We start from the raw sequence: 19,435 nt of genomic DNA on the forward strand, positions 1-19,435 counted from the left end.
GCGCCGGCGCCCCCCCCCCCCCGCGCCGCGGCCCGCCCGCCCCGGGGCGGCCCCCCCGTTGTGGGTTCCCCGAGCCCCGACCGGCCCGGGGCCACCCCCCCCACCCCCACCCCCCTCGACGAACTCCCCCTCCGCCTGCGCCCCGCCGCGGGCGCCGACGACTCCGTCGATGCCCGCACCACCCGCCTCGAATCCCTCGTCACCGCTGCCACCGCCCTGCGCGCCGCCCGCCTCGCGGAATCCACCGCCCGCGACGCCGTCCGACAGATCGCCACGCGCGTGGAAAACCTGGCCCGCGCAGCCGGTTTCGTGCCCGAAGGATTCGAGGAGACCGGCCTCTCGGGGAACGCTCGAGCCACGCCCCCCGATGCGAAAGCGGATGCGACCGAGGCAGACCACACTGCCGGGGCCGTGGACGGTTCCGCGGTCGATAGTGGTGCTGGGGCAGGGGGTGGTTCGGCGGCCGAGGGTGGCCTCGGAGTACCGGTCGCTGCTATCGACGGTGATTCGACCGACGGCCGAGGTGAAGCACCATCACGACCCGGCCGCGGCGCACGTCCAGTTCGCATCGAGCCCGAGATGCCCACTCTGTTCGACCTTTTCGACGACGATCTGGTCGACGACGACGACGAACCGGAGTCGGAGACCGAACCGGCACCACCGCGCGACGACGTCGCGCTCCTCACGGCCTACGCCCAGGTCGTCACCGCCGTCGCCCGTACCGTGCAGCACCAGTCGGCTATCGAGGCCGAACTCACCGCCGCCGATCGGGCCCGGGCCCATGCCGACGCGGTGCTTGCCGAACCGCAGATCCAGGCGGTCGCCGAACAGGTCCCCGGCGACCTGGCCGCGCTGGAACAGCGCTTCGCCGAAGCCCAGCGCGCGCTGACCGCAGCGGTCGCCACGCAGTCGGCGGCGGCGGAGCGGGTCGCGCAGCTGGAACAGCTCGGTACCCAGCTGTGGGGTGAGGTCGAACGGATCGCGCCAAAGCAGCAGGAATTCGACGAACTCGCCACGCTGGCCGAGGTGGTCGCGGGGCGTGGCGAGAACAATCGACGGATGTCGTTGCGCTCCTATGTGCTCGCCGCGCGCCTCGAAGAAGTCGCGGTGGCGGGGTCACTGCGATTGCGCCGGATGTCCGGCGGCCGCTACGAGTTCGTCCACTCCGACAAGGCGGGTCCGCGCGGCAAACGCGGTGGCCTCGGCCTCGACGTGCGCGACGACTACACCGGTGCCATCCGCTCCGCGAAGACTCTCTCCGGCGGCGAAACCTTCATGGCTTCACTGGCTTTGGCGCTCGGTCTCGCCGATGTGGTCGCCGCCGAGGCGGGCGGACTGGTCCTGGACACCCTGTTCATCGACGAGGGATTCGGCAGCCTCGACGCCGACACCCTCGACGCGGTCATGGGCGTCCTCGACGAACTCCGCGCGGGCGGTCGTGTCGTCGGCGTCGTCAGCCATGTCGACGAAATGCGCCAGCGAATCCCCAGCCGCCTGCACGTACTGCGCGGTCGCACCGGCTCCCACCTCCAGGCAACAGTCGCCTGACCGCCGATCAGCTGGTCGGTTCGGGTACGGGATCGGTAACAACCTCATGCCCCTGCTTCGGGGCGAACCCGGGCAACCACCCGTCGACATACGGAATCATCAGCTGGATCAGCGGCCCGATGCCGAAGGCATAGACCAAGGTGCCGATTCCCACGCTGCCGCCGAGCAGCCAGCCGGTGATCAGCACCGTGGCCTCTATGCCGGTGCGGACGGACCAGACCGGCCAGCCGGTGCGGGCGACCAGTCCAGTCATCAGGCCATCGCGAGGTCCTGGCCCCATGCCGGCACCGATGTAGAGGACGGTCGCGGCGGCATTCACGATCACCGCGACGACCATCGCCAGCACCCGGACCCACAGGGCCTCGGCCGCCGGGATCAGCCACAGGCCAGCGTCGACCGCGATCGCGATCACGACCACATTGCTGACCGTGCCGAGGCCTGGCTTCTGCCGCAACGGAATCCACGCGAGCAGCACGGCGAGGCCGGTCACCGCGGTCACGGCGCCGAAACTCAGCGGCACGTGCGCGGCGACGCCCTGGTGGAAGACGTCCCACGGATCGAGCCCGAGCCCGGCCCGGATCATCACCGCCATCGACGTCCCGTACAACCACAGACCGGTGTAGAGCGCGATCAGGCGACGAGTGAGCATGCGTTTCAGGATGCGGTCTCACTGGACCTCATGAAAGAGCCAATCGCGGGATACTGGCCTGATCTATGACGACGAGTCGGCAATCCAGCGGCTGGGGCGGCATGCTGCGCGTGCCGGCCGATCGGCGGGCCGCGAGCAGCCACCGCCGCGCGCTACCGTTGTGCCGGTCAGGCGGATCCTCGAGCCTCGTGCGCGAGCAACCACCGCTTCGCATCGAGTCCCCACCGGAACCCGCCCAGCTGACCACCGATCCGCAACACCCGATGACACGGCACGAACAACGCCGCCGCATTGCGCGCACACGCGTTCGCGGCAGCCCGGGTCGCGGCAGGCCGACCGGACAGTCCGGCGAACTCGGTATAGGTGACCGGCTCACCCGCGGGCACCTTGCGCAGGATTTCCCAAGCGTGGGTGAGGAATTCACCCGAGTGCTGACGCACGGTGATGGCGTCGATCGCGGTCAGATCGCCTGCGTGATAGTCGGTCACCGCCTGGGTGACCTCGCCGAGGGAATCCCGCAGCCGCAGTTCGGTGGGGCGCAGCGAGGAGTGGACGACGCGAGCCAGCTCGGTCGGATCGCCGGTCCAGCCCGAGGCGAGTACCGCGCCGTCGGTATCGACGATGACCGTGAACGGCCCGATCGGCGTCGGCACCGTCGCGACGTCGGCGAGGCGAGTGATGGTGGCAGTCATGATGTTTCGCTTCCAGTCGAAGGGTCACGCGTGGACGAGCACGGCGCCGCGATGCGCGAGCGCCCGCTTCCACAGGTGCATGGACAGGTAGGAACGCCACGGCGCCCACCTGGTGGTGTTGTCGAGTTCGATGCCGGTCAGCGTCGCGCCCTGGCGGACCACCAGGTCGGTGCCGAGCAGGATGTCCGGATCGGCGAGCATCCGCATGGTCACGTAGTCGGCGGTCCACGGCCCGACACCGTCGAGCGCGAGCAGGTCGCGGCGCAGATCGGCCGCGGTCCGGCCGGTGTGCAGGGCCAGTTCTCCGTCGGCGATCGCCCGCGCGGCCGCGACGATGGCGCCGATACGACGCGCCGGTCCGGTGAGCACCTCGGCGCCGCGCTCCGCGATCACCGACGGTGTCGGGAACAGCTGGGGCACCGCCCCGTCGATCCGCTCGCCGAGCGCCGCCACCAACCGCGCCGTGTGCGTGGACGCCGCCTGCACCGAGATCTGCTGACCGATCATGGTGCGCAGCAACAACTCCGGACCATCGAGGCAGCCGGGAACACGAATGCCCGGCGTGAATCCGGCGCCGTGCCGGTCGGGTCCGCCGATGGTGTCCGGATCATTGCGGTGTCCGTCGCTGCTGATCCCCAGCGCATCATCGATCCCCTGCGGATCGGCATCCAGGTCGAGCAGATGCCGCACCCGCGCCACCGTGGGCGCGAGGTCACGCATGTCCCGCAGCGCGAGCTCGGCTCGCACATGTCCCGGCTGGAAGGACAGCCGGATCGTGGCGTGCCCGTGCGGTGTGCGCAGACTGCGCGTGTAGACGCCGTCCTCCCACACCTCCATACCCGGCACGGTGTGCGCCGACAGGAACCAGGCCAGCCAGCCGGTATCGAGCGGCTCCCGATACGGCAGCCGCAAGGTCAGCAGGCCCGGCGTGGCCGGGGCGACGACATCCGAGCGCGGGGAACGTCGCGATTCGGTCCGCATGGTCGTCGGGCTCACCGCGAACACCTCGCGCACGGTGTCGTTGAACTGGCGGATGCTCGCGAACCCGGCCGCGAAGGCGATATCGGACATCGGCATCTCGGTGGTCTGGATGAGCAGCCGCGCGGTGTGCGCGCGATGCGCCCTGGCCAGCGCGAGCGGGCCGGCGCCGAGCTCGGTGGTGAGCACCCGGGTGAGCTGACGCTGCGAATAGCCCAGGGTCGCGGCCAGCGCCGGAACACCACCCCGCTCGATCACCCCGTCCCCGATCAACCGCATGGCCCGCGCGGCCAGATCGGCCCGCACATTCCACAGCGGCGACCCGGGCGCGGCATCCGGCAGGCACCGGCGGCAGGCGCGATACCCGGCCTGCTGCGCCGCCGCCGCGGTCGGTAAGAACGAGACATTGGCCCGCTTGGGCGTGATCGCCGGGCACGAGGGCCTGCAATAGATACCGGTCGTGCGCACCGCCGTGAAGAACTGCCCGTCGAAGCGGGAGTCCCGGGTCGACACCGCTCGGTAGCAGCGCTCGAAGTCCATCGCCGTGATCGTCACGGGTTCCACAATGCCCGCATCCACAGCGGGGTGCTAGCGGAAATCGGCCACTTATCCCCGGTGCGATGCTACGGAAATTCGTCGCTGATGAGGTCGCCCGGTCGGCATTTCTGCCGCGATGTCGCTCGGCTGGTTCACGACGATCGATATCGGATACCCGCCACTTGTGCGCGGGAGCCGACGAAGCCGGTGATCCCGAACGCTGTGCGCAGGATGACGCGGAGCGCGACAGTGCCGGTGCGGACCGGTGGCGTCAGCAGCAGCGGGTGGTCGGATTCCGCTCGGCTTCGTCGTAACGGTCGCGCCAGTACTGGCGGTCGCTGGGGACCGGGCATCCGGGGTGAGTGCGCCGCAGGTGATCGACGTAGCGCTGGTAGTCCTGACCGCCGTTGATCGCGCTGTACCACCGGGCGACCCCGCGCACGCCCGCCCACAGCCGGGACAACAGCACCCGCGGCGTCGAGGCCGCGGGGGACCGGACGGCCGATCCGATGAACCGGCCGTCCACCTCCCGCGACGCACTCACGACACGTGCGCCGATCCGGGCGCGGTCACCTTGCCCTCGGCGATCAGCACGTCCCACTCCTTCTGTACTTCCTTCTCCGCGGCGGTCGCGATGAACCCGCTGGGCGCGAAGATCTTCGACGGCTGCTCCTCGGTCTCGGTGCTCGACACTGTGCCCGAGCGGATCGCCCGCGCGCAGACGATCGCGCCGACCGCGGCGACGATCAGCACCAGCACCGCGAACACGATCGAGAGCGTGCCCTGGATGAAGGTATTGCGGATCGCGATGTCGACCTGTTCGGGTGTCTTCGCCGTCAGACAGCCCTTGCCCGCTTCCTTGGCGGCCTGGCACAGGCTGTGCTGCTTCCAGTATCCGAGCTTGGGATCTTCGGAGAAGATCTTCTGCCAGGACGCGGTCATCGTGACGAGCAGATCCCAGGCCAGCGGGACGCCGGGAATCCAGGCCCACTTCCATTGGCCGCGCTTGACGATGATCGTCAGCACGATCGTCAGCGCGATCGCGGCGAGCAGCTGGTTGGCGATGCCGAACAGCGGGAAGAGCGCGTTGATGCCGCCGAACGGATCGTTGACACCCATCAGCAGCACGCCGCCCCAGCCGGCGACGACCAGCAGCGAGCACAGCCACGCGCCGACCCGCCACGACGGATCACGGAACTTCGTGAACCCGCCGCCGAAATTGCCCAGCGCGTCCGAGACCAGGAACCGCGCGACGCGGGTGCCCGCGTCGATCGTGGTGAGGATGAACAGCGCCTCGAACATGATCGCGAAGTGGTACCAGAACGCCTTCATGGACTCGCCACCGAGGAACTTGTGGAAGACCTCGGAGATGCCGACCGCCAGGGTCGGCGCGCCACCGGTGCGCGAGATGATCGAGTTCTCACCCACATCGGAGGCCGCGTCGGCGAACAGCTCCGGCGTCGCGGGCGGGCCGGACAGTCCGAGCGTATTGGTGTAAGCCGCAGCCTTTTCCGGGGTGCCGCCGGTGAGACCGAGCGGGGCGTTCATGCCGAAGTACAGGTGCTGATCGATGATCGAGGCCGTGATGATCGCCATCACCGCGACGAACGACTCCATCAGCATGCCGCCGTAGCCGATCATCCTGGCATTGGATTCCTTGGCCAGCAGCTTGGGCGTCGTCCCCGAGGAGACCAGCGCGTGGAAACCCGACAGCGCGCCACAGGCGATGGTGATGAACAGGAACGGGAACAGACTGCCCGCGAAGGCCGGACCCGTTCCGCTGTACGCGAATTCGGAGACCGCGGGTGCCTTCAGCACCGGCATGGTGATCAGGATGCCCGCCGCCAGCAGCACGATGGTGCCGACCTTCATGAACGTCGACAGATAGTCGCGCGGGGCGAGCAGCAGCCACACCGGCAGCACCGAGGCGAAGAAGCCGTAGGCGATCAGGCACCACGCGATGGTGGTGCGCGAGAGGGTGAACCAGTCGGCGCCCCACTCGGTTTCCGACACCCAGCCGCCGCCGACGATCGCCGCCAGCAGCAGCACGATGCCGATCGCGGAGACCTCGCCGACCTTGCCCGGGCGCAGAAATCGCAGGTAGACGCCCATGAACAGGGCGATCGGGATGGTCATCGCGATCGAGAACACGCCCCACGGGCTCTCGCCAAGGGCGTTGACGACGACGAGCGCGAGCACCGCGAGCAGGATCGTCATGATGGTCAGGATCGCCACGATCGCGGCGACACCGCCGACCGCGCCCAGCTCGTCGCGGGCCATCTGCCCGAGACTGCGGCCGCGCCTGCGCGTCGACGCCCACAGCACCAGGTAGTCCTGCACCGCGCCGGCGAACACGACGCCGACCACGATCCAGATCGTGCCGGGCAGATAACCCATCTGCGCGGCGAGCACCGGGCCGACCAGCGGCCCTGCCCCCGCGATGGCGGCGAAGTGGTGACCGTAGAGCACCCGCCGGTCCATCGGCATGAAATCTTTGCCGTTGTCGTAGATCTCGGCGGGCGTGGCGACGTCGTCGCGCGGCTTGGTGATCTTCCACTCGATGAACCGCGCGTAGAACCGGTAGGCGATGATGTAGGTACAGACCGCCGCGATGACGATCCACACCGCGTTGACCGACTCGCCGCGGACGAACGCGATGATCGCCCACGCGATGGCGCCGAGCACGGCGATCCCCGCGAACACGGCCTTCTTGGCGGGCGTGATCGGCGTGCGATCGACGACACCGACCGGAGGCAAGTCCGGTTCGGTCCTCAGATATTCGATGGTCGCCATCAGTCAACTCTCCTGGTATAACGCGCAGAGCCTTGGGTGAAACATCGACAACGTAGCCGATCGGCCCAGCGCGCCGGACAGGATCACCCACCGTCGCGGCCAAGATGAAATTTTGTTCAGCTGGTCATTCGCCGCGGTAGGTGCCGAAGCTCCAGAGGTTGCCTTCGGGGTCGGCGGCGCTGAAACCGCGGGAGCCGTAGTCCTCGTCGCGCAGGCCGCGGATGATGCGGGCACCCGCCGCGACGGCGCGATCGTGCAGGGCATCGGGCTCGTCGGTGACCAGGTAGAGCGAGGCGACGCCGGCCGGGCGGGAGCCGAAGGGGCTGTCGTCGCGGCCGGTGGAGCCGAACATGATGCCCCCGCCCGCGGGCCAGCGCAGTTCGCCGTGTTCGACGACCGACGCGTCGTCCTCTCTGGCGTAGACCGCCCTGACTTCGAAACCGAAGGCGGTGGTGAGGAATTCGATCATGGCGCGCGCGTCGTCGAAGGCGAGGCAGGGCCACACGGTGGTCTGGGTGTTGGTGGAAGTGTCCATGTCTTCAGCCTTCCGCCGCGGGGGCGTTCGGGTCTTGGACGGATGGAATCTCCTCGGCCAGCCAGGTCGTCGGGGCGCAGCCGGCGAGCTCGGCGAAGTCGCGGTTCAGGTGCGCCTGGTCGTAATAGCCGCAGGCGGCGGCGACCTGGGCGATGGAGACATAGGACGGCGTGTTCGCCAGCATCCGCCGCGCCCGTTCGAAGCGGATGATCCGGGCCGCCAGTTTCGGGCTCGCGCCGAACTCGGCGGTGAACTTGCGCGTCAGGTGCTGGCGGCTCCAGCCGATCCGCTCGGCCAGCGGGGTGATCTCGCAGGTGCCGCCGGTGCCGACCAGCGTGCGCCAGGCCCAGGTGAGTTCGGGGCCCGCGAGGGCTTCGGAGCGCACGGCCGCGGTCAGCGCGCGATCGCAGGCGGCGAAGCGGCCGGGCCAATCCGGTTGTGACTGCACGGCATCGGCGAGTTGATCGCCCAACGGTCCACTCGCGTCGGCGCATTCGATCGATACGTCCCACAGTTCGCTCGCGGGCATCCCGAACAGGACCCGGCTGCCCAGCGGGGTCAGTTCGATCGCGACGCCTTCCTGGAAGCCGGTGTGCGCGATCATCGCCGGGGCCGCCTGCAATCCGCTCAGCACGCAGCGGTAGTTGCCGGGGGCCTGGTGCGGGTCGGTCTGGGCGACGACGTCGATGGTGGGGCCGATGGCGACGATGAAGGTCATGTGCCGTGAGGGCAGGCCCCGGTGCAGGCCGGGTTCGAATCCCGCGAGCCGGTAGCCGATATAGCGGTCGATGAATGCCGCGAGGATCGGCGCCGGGGCCGCGGTCACCACCTCCGTGGTCGCCTCCATATGGTCACGCTACGCCGGGAGCGGTGCCGCTGCGAGGATCGCGCCGGTGGGCTCCGTAGGGCCCTGTTCGAATTCCGCCGACAGTGCTGCGGGCATGCGCTGAGCATTCACTGAACGCTCAGATGGTCCCGATTTGGACCGAACGGCGGGAAAGTGAACGTTCAGCGCGGGTGGCGGATGCGCCCGGCGCACCTGCGGCGGTGTGGCGTGACGCACGCGTCTGCGGTGCCGCCGCGGGGTAATCGTTCTGTGAAGGTGCTCTCCGTGCCCCGTGCGCGGCGGTGAGATTTCGCACTCACAGGTCCGTGAGCTGTGGTTACGCGCACTCGTCCGGTTACCGTTGCGCCTTCGCCCAATCTCAGGAGGTGTCATGCGGCGAGTTCGGTACGAGCGCAGCGGTGGTCCGGAGGTGCTGGAGGTCGTCGCGGCCGAGGTGCCGGTGGCTGGTCCCGGTGAGCTGCTGGTCCGGGTCGAGGCGATCGGGGTCACCCTGTCGGCGATCCGGCGGATGAGTGGTCCGCAGCAGTTGCGGGCCGAGGTGGCCGGTGAGGTCGTCGCGGTCGGTGACGGGGTGGACGGGTACGCCCCCGGTTACCGCGTCGTCGGCCTGTGCGCCGACGCCTACGCCGAGTACGTCGTGCTGCCCGCCGATCAGGCGTCCGCGATTCCCGACGGTGCCTCCGCGGTCGACGCGGTCGCGTTGATGCGCAGTGGTCTGGTCGCGCTCGGCGCGCTCGACACCGCCGCGCCGCGCGAGGGCGAGACCGCCCTGATCACCGCGGCCGCCGGTGGCGTCGGCCACCTGGCCGTGCAGCTGGCCCGCGTCCGCGGTGCGGGCTGGGTCGTCGCCGCGGTGTCCGACGAGGCCAAGGCCGATTTCGTGCGTGGACTCGGCGCCGACGAGGTCGTCACCTACGACCAGTTGCAGGCAGCCAAGCAGTCCGACTTCGCCCTCGACGGCGTCGGCGGCACCGGTGTCGGTGCCGCGATCGGCGCGCTCGCAGAGGGAGGACGGGTAGTCACCTACGGGACCGGCGGCGGACTCATCGACACCGAGGACCTGCTGGCGGGCGGCAAGACGCTGTCCGGGTTCCGCATCGGCCGCCTCGCTCAGCGCGACCCCGCCCACTACGAGGACCTGCGCCAGGAGGTGTGGCAGTACTACGCCTCCGGCCTGCTGCATCCCGTCGTGCACGCCGAGTTCGCGCTCGACGACGCGGCCGCCGCGCACGCCGTCATCGAGCAGCGCGCCAACCTGGGCAAGGTCGTCCTGGTTCCGTGATCACCGTCGGCCCGTCCTGCCTGTGCGGGGCGGGTTCCGGTGGTTCGGCGGCAGGCCGCACCGCGTAGACTCTGCTCCTCGTGAGCCTCACCCTCGGAATCGTCGGCCTGCCCAACGTCGGAAAGTCGACGCTGTTCAACGCGCTGACCAAGAACGACGTGCTGGCCGCGAACTACCCGTTCGCGACCATCGAGCCCAACGTCGGCGTGGTCCCGCTGCCGGACCCGCGCCTGGACAAGCTGGCCGAGATCTTCGGTTCCGAGAAGATCGTGCCCGCCGTCGTGTCGTTCGTCGACATCGCGGGCATTGTGAAGGGCGCCTCCGAGGGCGCGGGCCTCGGCAACAAGTTCCTGGCCAACATCCGTGAGGCCGACGCCATCTGCCAGGTGGTGCGCGTGTTCGCCGACGACGACGTGGTGCACGTCGACGGTCGCGTCGACGCCGCCGCCGACATCGAGGTCATCGAGACCGAGCTCATCCTCGCCGACATGCAGACCCTCGAGAAGGCCATCCCGCGCCTCGAGAAGGAAGCCAAGGTCAAGAAGGACCGCAAGCCCCTGCTCGACGCCGCCAAGACCGCCCAGGAATTCCTCGACGCGGGCACCACCCTGTTCGCCGCGGGCAAGAAGGTCGACGGCGAACTGCTGCGCGAACTCTCGCTGCTCACCATCAAGCCGTTCCTCTACGTCTTCAACGCCGACGAATCCGTCCTCACCGACGAGGCCAAGGTCGCCGAACTGAAGGCCTCCGTAGCCCCCGCCGACGCCGTCTTCCTCGACGCCAAGGTCGAAGCCGAACTCCTGGAACTCGACGACGAATCCGCCCTCGAACTCCTCGAATCCATCGGCCAGACCGAACCCGGCCTGCACGCCCTGGCCCGCGCCGGCTTCCACACCCTCGGCCTGCAGACCTACCTCACCGCAGGCCCCAAGGAAGCCCGAGCCTGGACCATCCACCAGGGCGACACCGCCCCCAAGGCAGCCGGCGTCATCCACACCGACTTCGAACGCGGCTTCATCAAGGCCGAACTCGTCGCCTACAACGACCTGGTCGAGGCCGGTTCCATGGCGGCTGCCAAGGCGGCGGGCAAGGTCCGCATGGAAGGCAAGGATTACGTCATGGCGGACGGCGACGTCGTGGAGTTCCGCTTCAACGTGTAATTCGTTGCGCCTGGGCTGAATTGAAGGAGCCCCAGGCGCATGAATTGCTTCAGAGGCGACACCGGGGCGTTCCGGGCAAGCGTATCGCACAGCGCCCGCGGCCTGCGGTTGGCCAAACGGCGGGGAACTCCCCTGTCGCCGCTGCGGCGGTTCGACAGCGAGTCCAACGACGGGGCACTAGGACGTGTCGGCACCCGCGTCGAGGGCCGAATCCACGCAGCGCGCACCGAGGCCCGGTTCCTTGCCGAGAACTACAACATCGATTCCTACGGGATCCTTCGATGAGCATCCCGCCCTCTGCTGATGGCGGGTGTCGACATGCTCGCCGTGTCTGCGGCGCCGCGAACGGCAAGCGCCGCAGACTCGGGCAGGGTCTAGATGTAGGAGATGTCTGCTTCGGAGTAGCGGCAGGTGGTGCCGTCGGGACCGGTGCCGATCTCCTTGGGTTCCTTGCTTGTGTTATTGCCTTCGAAGCGGGTGCACGGCTTGATCTTCTTGCCGCTGTCGCCGTGGATGCGGATGTTGCGCAGAGCGGCGGTGTCGCCGTAGTTGGCGTTCACACCGACGATCATCTTGCCGGGGGCGGTGATGTCCACATCGTTGATGATGATCGTGCGGGCGTACTGCGTCTTGCAGTTGCCGCAGGAGCGGACGAGTTTGCCGAAGTCGGAGACCTGGAACTTGTTCACGACGAGCTTGCCCGCGCCGTTGAACTGGAAGACTTTGTCAGAGGCGCCTTTCGCGCCGCCGCCGTGGACCGCGTACACGGCCGACGGTGCTGTGCCTTTGAAGGTGGCGGCGTCCTCGCCTACGTTCTCCCACCAGACGTTCTGGATGGTGCAGCTACCAAGGCAGTGGACGCCGTCGGCGGCGGGGGCGCCGATGATCAGGTTCTTGAGGGTCGCGCCGTCCTTCAGGATGAAGATCGGCTTCTGGCCCTCGTGCTGCCCGTCGGAACCCAGCTCACCGCTGCCGTAGAAGCGCGTGAGCTTCCCGTCGTAGACACCGCTGACCTCGATGGTGGCCGACACCGGCTTGCTGTCTCTTGCCGTCGGCCAGGGAGCGGTCGGCGCCGCACTTGCCGGAGCGAAGAAGCTGGTCGTGAGGGTGGCCGCGCCGGTGGCAGCGAGGATGGCGAAGCGGATTGCGAACCCGCGCCGCCCTTTTCGGTCTCTGCGTGTGGTCATGTATCTCTCCTCGGTGGTGGGGATGTGGTGAGGTCGTGCTCGAGCTGAGCGCATGGCGGTATCGGGATCGGACCGCGTCGGCTGGTCAGTCGACGCGGGGTTCTGGGGTCAGACAGCGGGCCGGGTTGGGCGACTTGTCTGGACGAGGATGTGGTCCCTCGCCTGGTGGCAGGCTGGGGCTGCCGCGCGGCTGGGCACGGCAGCCCGCAGCGTCACACCCGGTTCTCGGCGGCGACGGCCATCGCGAGGGTGTTGAAGACGGCTGGGAGCCTCGTCGAACCCGTCAGTTCGGTGGGCTGGAAATCAGTCGGCACAGCTGGTCCGGCGCCGCCTTGGAGACGGGCAAAGCGCTCAGGCGGGCTTGAACCGACGTGAGTATGTCGAGCACGATGGTCTTGCCGCGCGGGGGCGCCTCTTCCGGCTGGCTGCCGATGCCGTGTCACTTCATCACGGGCCGTGAGGATCTCGAAGCGGTTCTGCGCGTGTACCTGAACCTCGAGGTCGCCGGAAAAGGTGGACAATGATCGCCGAGTGACGCACCGCTCTTGACTGTTCGCCCCTCTCCATCTCTTGCCTCAGAGCCGCATGATCGACGAACGCTTCTTAACTTCGTTGTCGAACCGCCCGATCCGGCACCGCCCGAACAAGCTGGCGAGCCTGCGGTTTCGCTGTCCTCGTCGAGAGTTTTGTATCACAAATGAGCCTCGCGTAGTGAGGGCTCGGATGAGATATCGCTGAAATAAATATTCACATAGGGACTCGGCCAAGGCGACCGCCCTCGAAGTCGGGGGATCCGGTGACAGCGTCTTCGATGACCGGTCGGCGTATCGTGGTTGCGCGCTTACGCTGTCGGACAAGATGATCTGGCTCGCAGCGACGACGGCTAGCTGTTGCGGGGCATGACGTTAGTGACACTCGGACAGGGTCGTCCACTGTTGAGCGGTTGCTTGGGATGGTCGCCGAGCAGGCTCGGGTGATCGATGAGTTGCGGGCCAGGTCGCGGAGTTGAAGCGACAGTTGGGCCAGAACTCGAAGAATTCCTCTCGCCCGCCGTCGGGAGACCGGTTGCAGCGCAGCTCGTCTCGTGTCGAGTGTCGCAAGGCAGGCCGAAGCCTGGTAAGCAAGCCGGTGGTGAGGGTTCGACATTGCTGCGTTGCGATGCGTCCAAGGAGATGGTGGGGGCGTCGGCGCGCGTGTGCACGTGGGCTGCCCGCCGTCCTTTCGAACCTGGCCGACGCGGCCGGGGTTGCCGAACTGAAGGCGCCATAGCCGCCGCCGACGTCGTTGAGTTCAGGTTGCACGGGTAATTCGTTGCACCTGAAGCTAATTGACGTGGCCTCAGGTGTTCGCGCTGCGTTCGAGGTGGCGCCGGGGTGTTCCCTGTCAGGCGATTCCGAGGGCTGAGGCGGTCAGGTGCCAGAGGCGGTCGGTTGCTTGCTGTTGGTCGGCGGGCGGGGTCGATCTCAGTTGCTGGGCGATGCCGTGGCGTAGGCCGCCGATGACGTAGGCGCCTGCGCTGGCGGGGTCGAGGGTGGTGGGGAGCTGGCCGAGGGATTGGCCGTGGCGGATGTTGTCGGCGGCCATGGCGCTCATGGTTTCGATGTGGACGGCTTCGAGTTCGGCGAGGTCGGGGTCGAGGGCGGCGCGGGTCAGCAGGATGGGGGCCAGGGGGTCGGCGTAGTGGTAGGCGACGAACAAGTGGGTGCGTTCGCGTTCGCGGGTGCTCCAGTCGGCGTCGGCGGGGAGGTGGGCGTCGGCGATGGCGTGGCGGAGGCCGTCGTAGAAGCCGTCGTAGATCGCGGCGAGGAGACCGCTCTTCGAGCCGAAGTGGTGGTAGAGCGCGCCGGTGCTCAGCTTGGCCCTGCGGGTCAGCGCGCTCAGTTCCAGTACGCCGTTGCCGCGGACCAGTTCCTCGCGCGCGGCGGTGAGAAGTTGTTGACGTCCGATCGGGGCGCGTGCCATATTCGAAACATAACAGAACTCAGTTATGTTTCAGGAGTCGCCGTGAGCAGCGAAGTGTCCTCGTTGACCGATTTGGGTGGCGATCTGGCCGGTACGTACCGGCGGACCGTGAGCAGTGGGACGACTGTCGATCCGGCCGTCGCGGAAGCGGACCTGGCCGCGGTGTTGCGCGACGGGTACGTGATCCTTCCCGACCTGCTCACGCCGGACCAGCTGGACGACATCCGTGAATCCGTGGGGCCGCTGCTGGATCGGCACGGGCGCAATCACTTCGAGGGTCACACCACCCAGCGGGTGTACAGCGTGCTGAACAAGACGACGAGCTGTGATCGCATCGCCGACCATCCGCGAGTGCTGGCGCTGCTCGATCGGCTGTTCCTGCCGAACTATCTGCTGTCGATGCTGCAGGTCATCAACATCCTGCCCGGGGAGCAGGCGCAGATGCTGCACACCGACGACGGCTTCTACCCGATTCCGCGACCGCGAGCCGCGCTCGGGGCGGCCACGATCTGGGCGATCGACGACTTCACCGCCGACAACGGCGCCACCGACATCATCGCGGGCAGTCATCGGTGGGGCGATCGGCTGCCCGTGGAATCCGACCGCGCGCCCGTGGTGATGTCGGCGGGTTCGTGTGTGTTCTTCCTCGGCACGCTGTGGCACGGCGGTGGCGCCAACCGGAGCGATCGGCCGCGCTTGGCCGTCACCGCGCAATACTGTGAGCCGTGGCTGCGGCCCCAGGAGGCGTTCACGCTGTCGACCACCAGGGACACCGCGCGCCGGGTATCCGAGGACCTTCGGCGCATGCTCGGCTACAGCATCCATCCGCCCTTCATCGGTCAAGTCGACGGCATGCATCCGAAGCGGCTGCTGTAGCCCGGTGCGACAGCACCTTGGTGGGGATTTTGCACACCCTCGGGGGAGCGGGCTCAGCACTCTGGGCCCTGATGGCGGCGTCCGATCCGGCGCAGAGTTGATCCTGTCACCGCACGCCAACCGGAGGTCCCGATGTCGAACATCAGCACCAGCGCCCACTCGGCGCAGCGTCGTGTCTCGGTGTCGACCGGTGACGGGGTTGAACTCGCTGTTCGCGAGTACGGGCGGCGCGACGCGGACCTGACGATCGTCCTCGTGCACGGGCACTGCCTGCGCACCGCGTCGTGGGCCGCCGTGCGCGCCGCCCTGCTGCGTAACTACCCCGGCGCGCGGGTCGTCTGCTACGACCACCGCGGCCACGGCGATTCGGCCACGGCGTCCAGGCAGACCTACAACCTCGAACAGCTCGGCCACGACCTGCACGACGTGCTCGACGCCGTCGCGCCCACCGGCCCGGTCGTGCTGGTCGGTCATTCGATGGGCGGCATGACCGTGCTGACCTACGTCAGCCGGTACCGGCACGAGATCGGGACCCGCATCGTCGGTGTCGGGCTCGTCGCGACGGCGGCGAGCGGCCTCGCCGACGCCGGCGTCGGGCGGGTGCTGCGCAACCCGTTCATCTCCGTCTTCCAGTCTGCCGTCCGGCGCGCACCGCGCTTGATGCAGCACGTGAAGGTGCTGTCCTGCAAAGTTTTCGCGCCGGTCGTGCGCGCCGCCGAGTTCGGTGATCGCAAGGTCAGCCCCCAGGTGCTCGCGCTGGCCCAGGCGATGCACAACGCGACATCGATCGTGACGATGGCGAGCTTCCTGAGCGCCTTCAAGGACTTCGACCGCACCGACGCGCTGGCGCTGCTGTCGACGATCCCCACCCTGGTCCTGTGCGGCTCCGCCGACCTGATGACACCTCCGTCGCATTCGGTCGACATGGCCGCCGCGGTCGACTACGCGGACTTCGTGATGATCGACGGGGGGGGGGGCGCGGGGGGGCGCGGGGGGCCACACCCCCCCCCACCCCCCCGCCCCCGCGCCCAACACCCGGCGCGCGCGCGGCTCGTAGGTTCCATCCGGGCGATCGAGTACTTCGGCTGCGGTTTTGCTGGCCTTGTCGATCTCACGCTTCGCCTGCTGATTGCGTCGCACCACCGCTAGAAAATATCCCTTCCGAGTGATACGTGTGACCTATTTCTGCTGGTGGCGCTAGCCGAAACCTGGCCAAAGCTGTTGGGCTTGACCGACTCTCGACCGCCTCCTGGTAGGCGGTAATGGATACGTCGGCATCATCCGGCTCAGCCAGCTCGGCGCGCACCCGTTCTAGCCGCCATCCCAAGGACAGATGACCGGAACATCGACGGCCTGGAAATGACGGACGTTGCGGGTTACGACCGTCAGGCGGTGGGTGATCGCTGTCGCTGCGATGAGTGCGTCGACCGGGTCGATCGGGCGGCCTGCGTGGTCTGCGCTCGCCCGGCAGGCGCCCCATTCGAGCGACACGTTCACATCCGTCGGCAGTAGTCTGCGCTCGAATCGCGCCGGGAGTTCCTCGCCGAGCCAGCGTTCGAGTCGGGCCCGGCGTTTTCCGTCGGGCAAACGGTCTATGCCCCTGAGTAGTTCGCCCAGTGCCACCACGCTCAGGTGGGTTCGGTTTTCGTCGATCTCGGCCAGCCAGCTCAGTAGTCCGCGGTCGGGGCGGGGTTTCACCAGCTCCGAGATGGCGTTGGTGTCGAGCAGATAGTTCACAGTTCGACAGCTCGGTGGGCCGGGTCGCTGCGCTCGCGATCGAAGAGTCGCAGCTCATCGTCAGTCAATTCGGCCAGCGGGGAGGCGGCGAAGAATTCGGCCAGGGTGCCGGTGCGCGCGGTTGCGCGGCGCCACTGCTCGACCGGAACGATGACGGCGACCTCACGTCCATGCTTGCTGATCACCTGCGGACCCTCCCGTTCCACCGTGTCGATCAACTCCGAGAACCTGGCTTTGGCATCGGCCAGCGGCCACGCGACATCGAACGATCGTTCACCGTCCTTGCGGGCCATCACCTACACCTCCCCCGGCTTTTGACTACTCTGGTCATAATCGAGAGTAGCGAGGGCACGGCGCGTCCGCCAGGGCCTGCCGCCGCGTACTTTCGGAGGTACGCACCGCGCCGGCCGGGCATGCACCCCGCGGATCTGGGTGGCCGCGTCGGTGATCTGGGTGCTCTCTGCCCAGGACAGTTCTGGGAGGCAGTCGATCTTGGTGGTCCCGAACTCGCCAAGGTCACCGACGCATATCGATGACGGCAACACGGAATCAATGCGCGATCCAGGGCTTATGATCCGTCCGGCGCGGGGGACCGTGACGAGCATCCCTGCCCCAAGCGGCGGATTTGTGTGGATACTTGAGGCGGTACCTGTCGCGAGGCGGGGCCATCTTGCAGCAATTCCAGGGAAAGGGAGCTTGACGACGTGGATGCGCGTTCGCTTGCGCTGGTCCGCGCCGATTTCCGCGGGGTGTCGGAGACACCCGGTGGTCCTGAGCGGCTGATCAGCGCTTTCTACGGTCACCTGTTCGCGCAGAACCCGGCGTTACGGGAGCTTTTCCCACCCGCTATGGACATGATGCCCAAGCGTCTCATGACGGCGCTGCAATATGTCCTGGACCATCTGGAGGACTTCGAGCGCGCGCAGAAGTTCCTCGAGCAACTGGCCCGCGATCACCGGAAATACGGGGTCGAGGCCGACCACTACGACATGGCGGGCCGGGCGCTGCTCTCGGCGCTGCGCACCTTCCACGGCAACCGCTGGACCAGGGAATTGCACGAGGGCTGGAGCGACATCACCATCCTCGTCTCCGCGTCGATGGCGATCGGCGCCAACGAGGACAAGTCGCAGCCGTTCTGGGGCGCGACGGTGGTCGGGCACCGCAGAGTGCTCGACGACCTGGCGATCGTGCGGTTGCAGGCCGACGGACCGATCCCGTTCAAGGCGGGTCAGTACGTGCCGGTGCAGGTGCCGCAGCGGCCGAACATGTGGCGCTACCTGTCCCCCGCGATCCCCGCCAATCCCTACGGTGAGATCGAATTCCATGTGCGCCGGATCAGCGGTGGCTGGGTGAGCCCGGCGATCGTCAACGACACCAAGGTCGGTGACCGGTGGAAGATCGCCGGTCCGCTCGGCGGCCTGCACATCGACCGGGAGTCGGGGCGCGATGTGCTGCTCATCGGCTCCGGCACCGGGATCGCGCCGCTGCGCGCGCAGCTGATCGAGATGAGCCAGCGCGGCATCAACCCGCGGGTGCATTTCTTCACCGGCGGCCGCTACCCCGGCGACCTCTACGACGTGGACAACATGTGGCAGCTCTCGCAGTCCAACCCGTGGCTGACCGTGGTGCCGGTGTGCGAGGAACGCGACGATCCCTGGTGGTATCCGCAGGCGCCGCCTTCCCCGTCGACGGGTATGTACCGCCGTCTCGTCGGTAATCTGGGTGCGGTGGTCACCAGCTTCGGCGCGTGGTCCGACCGCCAGATCCAGATCGCCGGGTCGCCCAGGATGATCGCCGACACCCGCCGCGCCCTGATCAGGGCAGGCACCCCGAGCGAGATCATTGCCGCCGACCCGGTCGGCTGACAACCCATCGTGAAAGAGGCCGATGAGCAGCAGCGAGTTTCCCGATACCGGCTGGACGGCGACCGTTGTCGGTCATCACCGCCTGCGCAACGACCTCGCCGTGATCCGGCTGATCGGTGATTTCGTGCCGTTCGCGGCGGGCGGGTCGGTCGAGGTGGAGGTGCCGCAGCATCCGGGCGTGCGGCGCAGGCTCTCCCCCGCGCTGCCGCCCTCGCTCGACGGCAAGCTGGAGTTCCACGTGCGCACCGTGCCCGGTGGCTGGTGCTCGAGTTCGATCGTGGCCGACACGCAGGCCGGTGATCAGTGGCGAATCAACGCGCCGCACAGCGTTTTCCACATCGATCCCGAGGCCGCCGAGGTCGTGATGATCGCGGGCGGTACCGGGCTGGCGCCGCTGCGGGCGCAGATCCTCGACCTGGCCCGGCGCGAGACTCCGCCGCGCACCTACCTGTTCTACGGCGGCCGTTCACCGCGCGACCTGTACGCCTCGGACATGCTGTTCCTGCTGTCGGGCGAATTGCCGTGGCTGACAGTGATTCCGGTGGTCGAGAGTCCGGACGACCCGTCGATCCGCGACGAATGGCACGAGCAGACACGCGTCGACATCGGCTTCGCCACGACGGAGATGCTGCACGGCACCCTGGCCGACGTCGCCGCCGCCCACGGCCCGTTCGACCAGCATCAGGTGCTGGTCTGCGGTTCGCCCGCGATGGTGCGCACCACGGTGGACACGCTCGTCGCCGCAGGCACGCCCCCGGCGAACATCACCGCCGAGGGGGCCTGAGAT

Annotated in this window: 20 protein-coding genes; 9 read left to right on the forward strand and 11 right to left on the reverse strand. The window is 68.1% G+C overall.

Translation table 11 applies throughout. The features are described 5' to 3' along the window. The coding region (locus tag ACFWPJ_RS01880; protein ID WP_378845931.1) for an SbcC/MukB-like Walker B domain-containing protein at positions 1-1,548 on the forward strand (1,548 nt) is incomplete at its 5' end. A 7-nt stretch (positions 1,549-1,555) separates the two neighbouring features. Here ACFWPJ_RS01880 and ACFWPJ_RS01885 read toward each other — a convergent pair. From ACFWPJ_RS01885 to ACFWPJ_RS01915, 7 genes are all read right to left on the reverse strand, one after another. Next, positions 1,556-2,197 carry a YitT family protein gene (locus ACFWPJ_RS01885; protein ID WP_378845933.1) on the reverse strand — a complete coding sequence of 214 codons (642 nt, stop codon included), beginning with the start codon at positions 2,195-2,197 and terminating at the stop codon, positions 1,556-1,558. 167 nt (positions 2,198-2,364) lie between these two features. Next, positions 2,365-2,889, reverse strand: a complete 525-nt coding sequence (locus tag ACFWPJ_RS01890) for a methylated-DNA--[protein]-cysteine S-methyltransferase (protein ID WP_378845934.1) — start codon at positions 2,887-2,889, stop codon at positions 2,365-2,367. Positions 2,890-2,913: 24 nt separating this feature from the next. Continuing rightward, the gene (locus tag ACFWPJ_RS01895; RefSeq protein ID WP_378845967.1) at positions 2,914-4,407 is read right to left on the reverse strand and encodes a DNA-3-methyladenine glycosylase 2 family protein; all 1,494 of its coding nucleotides are present in this window, start codon (positions 4,405-4,407) and stop codon (positions 2,914-2,916) included. A 268-nt stretch (positions 4,408-4,675) separates the two neighbouring features. Further along, complete coding sequence (locus ACFWPJ_RS01900) at positions 4,676-4,846, reverse strand: YbdD/YjiX family protein (protein WP_378845968.1); 171 nt, start codon at positions 4,844-4,846, stop codon at positions 4,676-4,678. A 98-nt stretch (positions 4,847-4,944) separates the two neighbouring features. Further along, positions 4,945-7,197 (reverse strand): carbon starvation CstA family protein, encoded by a 2,253-nt coding sequence (locus ACFWPJ_RS01905; RefSeq protein ID WP_378845935.1) that lies wholly within the window; start codon positions 7,195-7,197, stop codon positions 4,945-4,947. 124 nt (positions 7,198-7,321) lie between these two features. Continuing rightward, the gene (locus ACFWPJ_RS01910) at positions 7,322-7,732 is read right to left on the reverse strand and encodes a VOC family protein (protein ID WP_378845937.1); all 411 of its coding nucleotides are present in this window, start codon (positions 7,730-7,732) and stop codon (positions 7,322-7,324) included. A gap of 4 nt (positions 7,733-7,736) precedes the next feature. Beyond that, on the reverse strand, positions 7,737-8,579 hold the full coding sequence (locus tag ACFWPJ_RS01915) for a helix-turn-helix domain-containing protein (RefSeq protein ID WP_378845939.1): 843 nt from the start codon (positions 8,577-8,579) through the stop codon (positions 7,737-7,739). A gap of 370 nt (positions 8,580-8,949) precedes the next feature. Here ACFWPJ_RS01915 and ACFWPJ_RS01920 point away from each other — a divergent pair, with 370 nt between their 5' ends. The 3 genes from ACFWPJ_RS01920 (at position 8,950) to ACFWPJ_RS01930 (ending at position 11,306) form a co-directional block, all read left to right on the forward strand. Then, positions 8,950-9,861, forward strand: coding sequence for a zinc-binding alcohol dehydrogenase family protein (locus ACFWPJ_RS01920; protein ID WP_378845941.1), 912 nt, complete (start codon positions 8,950-8,952; stop codon positions 9,859-9,861). Positions 9,862-9,941: 80 nt separating this feature from the next. Beyond that, complete coding sequence (gene ychF, locus ACFWPJ_RS01925; protein ID WP_378845943.1) at positions 9,942-11,021, forward strand: redox-regulated ATPase YchF; 1,080 nt, start codon at positions 9,942-9,944, stop codon at positions 11,019-11,021. 39 nt (positions 11,022-11,060) lie between these two features. Beyond that, positions 11,061-11,306, forward strand: a complete 246-nt coding sequence (locus ACFWPJ_RS01930; protein ID WP_378845945.1) for a hypothetical protein — start codon at positions 11,061-11,063, stop codon at positions 11,304-11,306. Between the two features lie 89 nt (positions 11,307-11,395). Here ACFWPJ_RS01930 and ACFWPJ_RS01935 read toward each other — a convergent pair whose 3' ends face one another. Next, positions 11,396-12,208: a pectate lyase gene (locus tag ACFWPJ_RS01935; RefSeq protein ID WP_378845946.1), complete on the reverse strand. Its 813-nt coding sequence runs from the start codon at positions 12,206-12,208 to the stop codon at positions 11,396-11,398. A gap of 1,005 nt (positions 12,209-13,213) precedes the next feature. Here ACFWPJ_RS01935 and ACFWPJ_RS01940 point away from each other — a divergent pair. Next, positions 13,214-13,477, forward strand: a complete 264-nt coding sequence (locus ACFWPJ_RS01940) for a DUF6444 domain-containing protein (protein WP_378845948.1) — start codon at positions 13,214-13,216, stop codon at positions 13,475-13,477. Between the two features lie 114 nt (positions 13,478-13,591). Here ACFWPJ_RS01940 and ACFWPJ_RS01945 read toward each other — a convergent pair whose 3' ends face one another. Beyond that, positions 13,592-14,170, reverse strand: a complete 579-nt coding sequence (locus ACFWPJ_RS01945; RefSeq protein ID WP_378845949.1) for a TetR/AcrR family transcriptional regulator — start codon at positions 14,168-14,170, stop codon at positions 13,592-13,594. 42 nt (positions 14,171-14,212) lie between these two features. Between ACFWPJ_RS01945 and ACFWPJ_RS01950 the strand changes: the two genes are divergently transcribed. Both ACFWPJ_RS01950 and ACFWPJ_RS01955 read left to right on the forward strand, forming a co-directional pair. After that, on the forward strand, positions 14,213-15,046 hold the full coding sequence (locus ACFWPJ_RS01950) for a phytanoyl-CoA dioxygenase family protein (RefSeq protein ID WP_378845950.1): 834 nt from the start codon (positions 14,213-14,215) through the stop codon (positions 15,044-15,046). Positions 15,047-15,178: 132 nt separating this feature from the next. Then, positions 15,179-16,195, forward strand: coding sequence for an alpha/beta fold hydrolase (locus tag ACFWPJ_RS01955; protein ID WP_378845951.1), 1,017 nt, complete (start codon positions 15,179-15,181; stop codon positions 16,193-16,195). 162 nt (positions 16,196-16,357) lie between these two features. Here the strand turns inward: ACFWPJ_RS01955 and ACFWPJ_RS01960 are convergent, their stop codons facing one another. After that, positions 16,358-16,783, reverse strand: coding sequence for a type II toxin-antitoxin system VapC family toxin (locus tag ACFWPJ_RS01960; RefSeq protein ID WP_378845953.1), 426 nt, complete (start codon positions 16,781-16,783; stop codon positions 16,358-16,360). Then, positions 16,780-17,076, reverse strand: coding sequence for a type II toxin-antitoxin system Phd/YefM family antitoxin (locus ACFWPJ_RS01965; protein WP_378845955.1), 297 nt, complete (start codon positions 17,074-17,076; stop codon positions 16,780-16,782). The genes ACFWPJ_RS01960 and ACFWPJ_RS01965 overlap by 4 nt, the downstream gene beginning before the upstream one ends. Before the next feature lie 411 nt (positions 17,077-17,487). Between ACFWPJ_RS01965 and ACFWPJ_RS01970 the strand changes: the two genes are divergently transcribed. Further along, on the forward strand, positions 17,488-18,648 hold the full coding sequence (locus ACFWPJ_RS01970; RefSeq protein WP_378845957.1) for an FAD-binding oxidoreductase: 1,161 nt from the start codon (positions 17,488-17,490) through the stop codon (positions 18,646-18,648). A 22-nt stretch (positions 18,649-18,670) separates the two neighbouring features. After that, positions 18,671-19,432, forward strand: coding sequence for an FAD-binding oxidoreductase (locus ACFWPJ_RS01975; protein WP_378845959.1), 762 nt, complete (start codon positions 18,671-18,673; stop codon positions 19,430-19,432). The last annotated feature ends 3 nt before the right edge of the window (positions 19,433-19,435 follow it).

It is taken from the genome of Nocardia sp. NPDC058497, from assembly GCF_042720195.1.
GTDB lineage: Bacteria > Actinomycetota > Actinomycetes > Mycobacteriales > Mycobacteriaceae > Nocardia.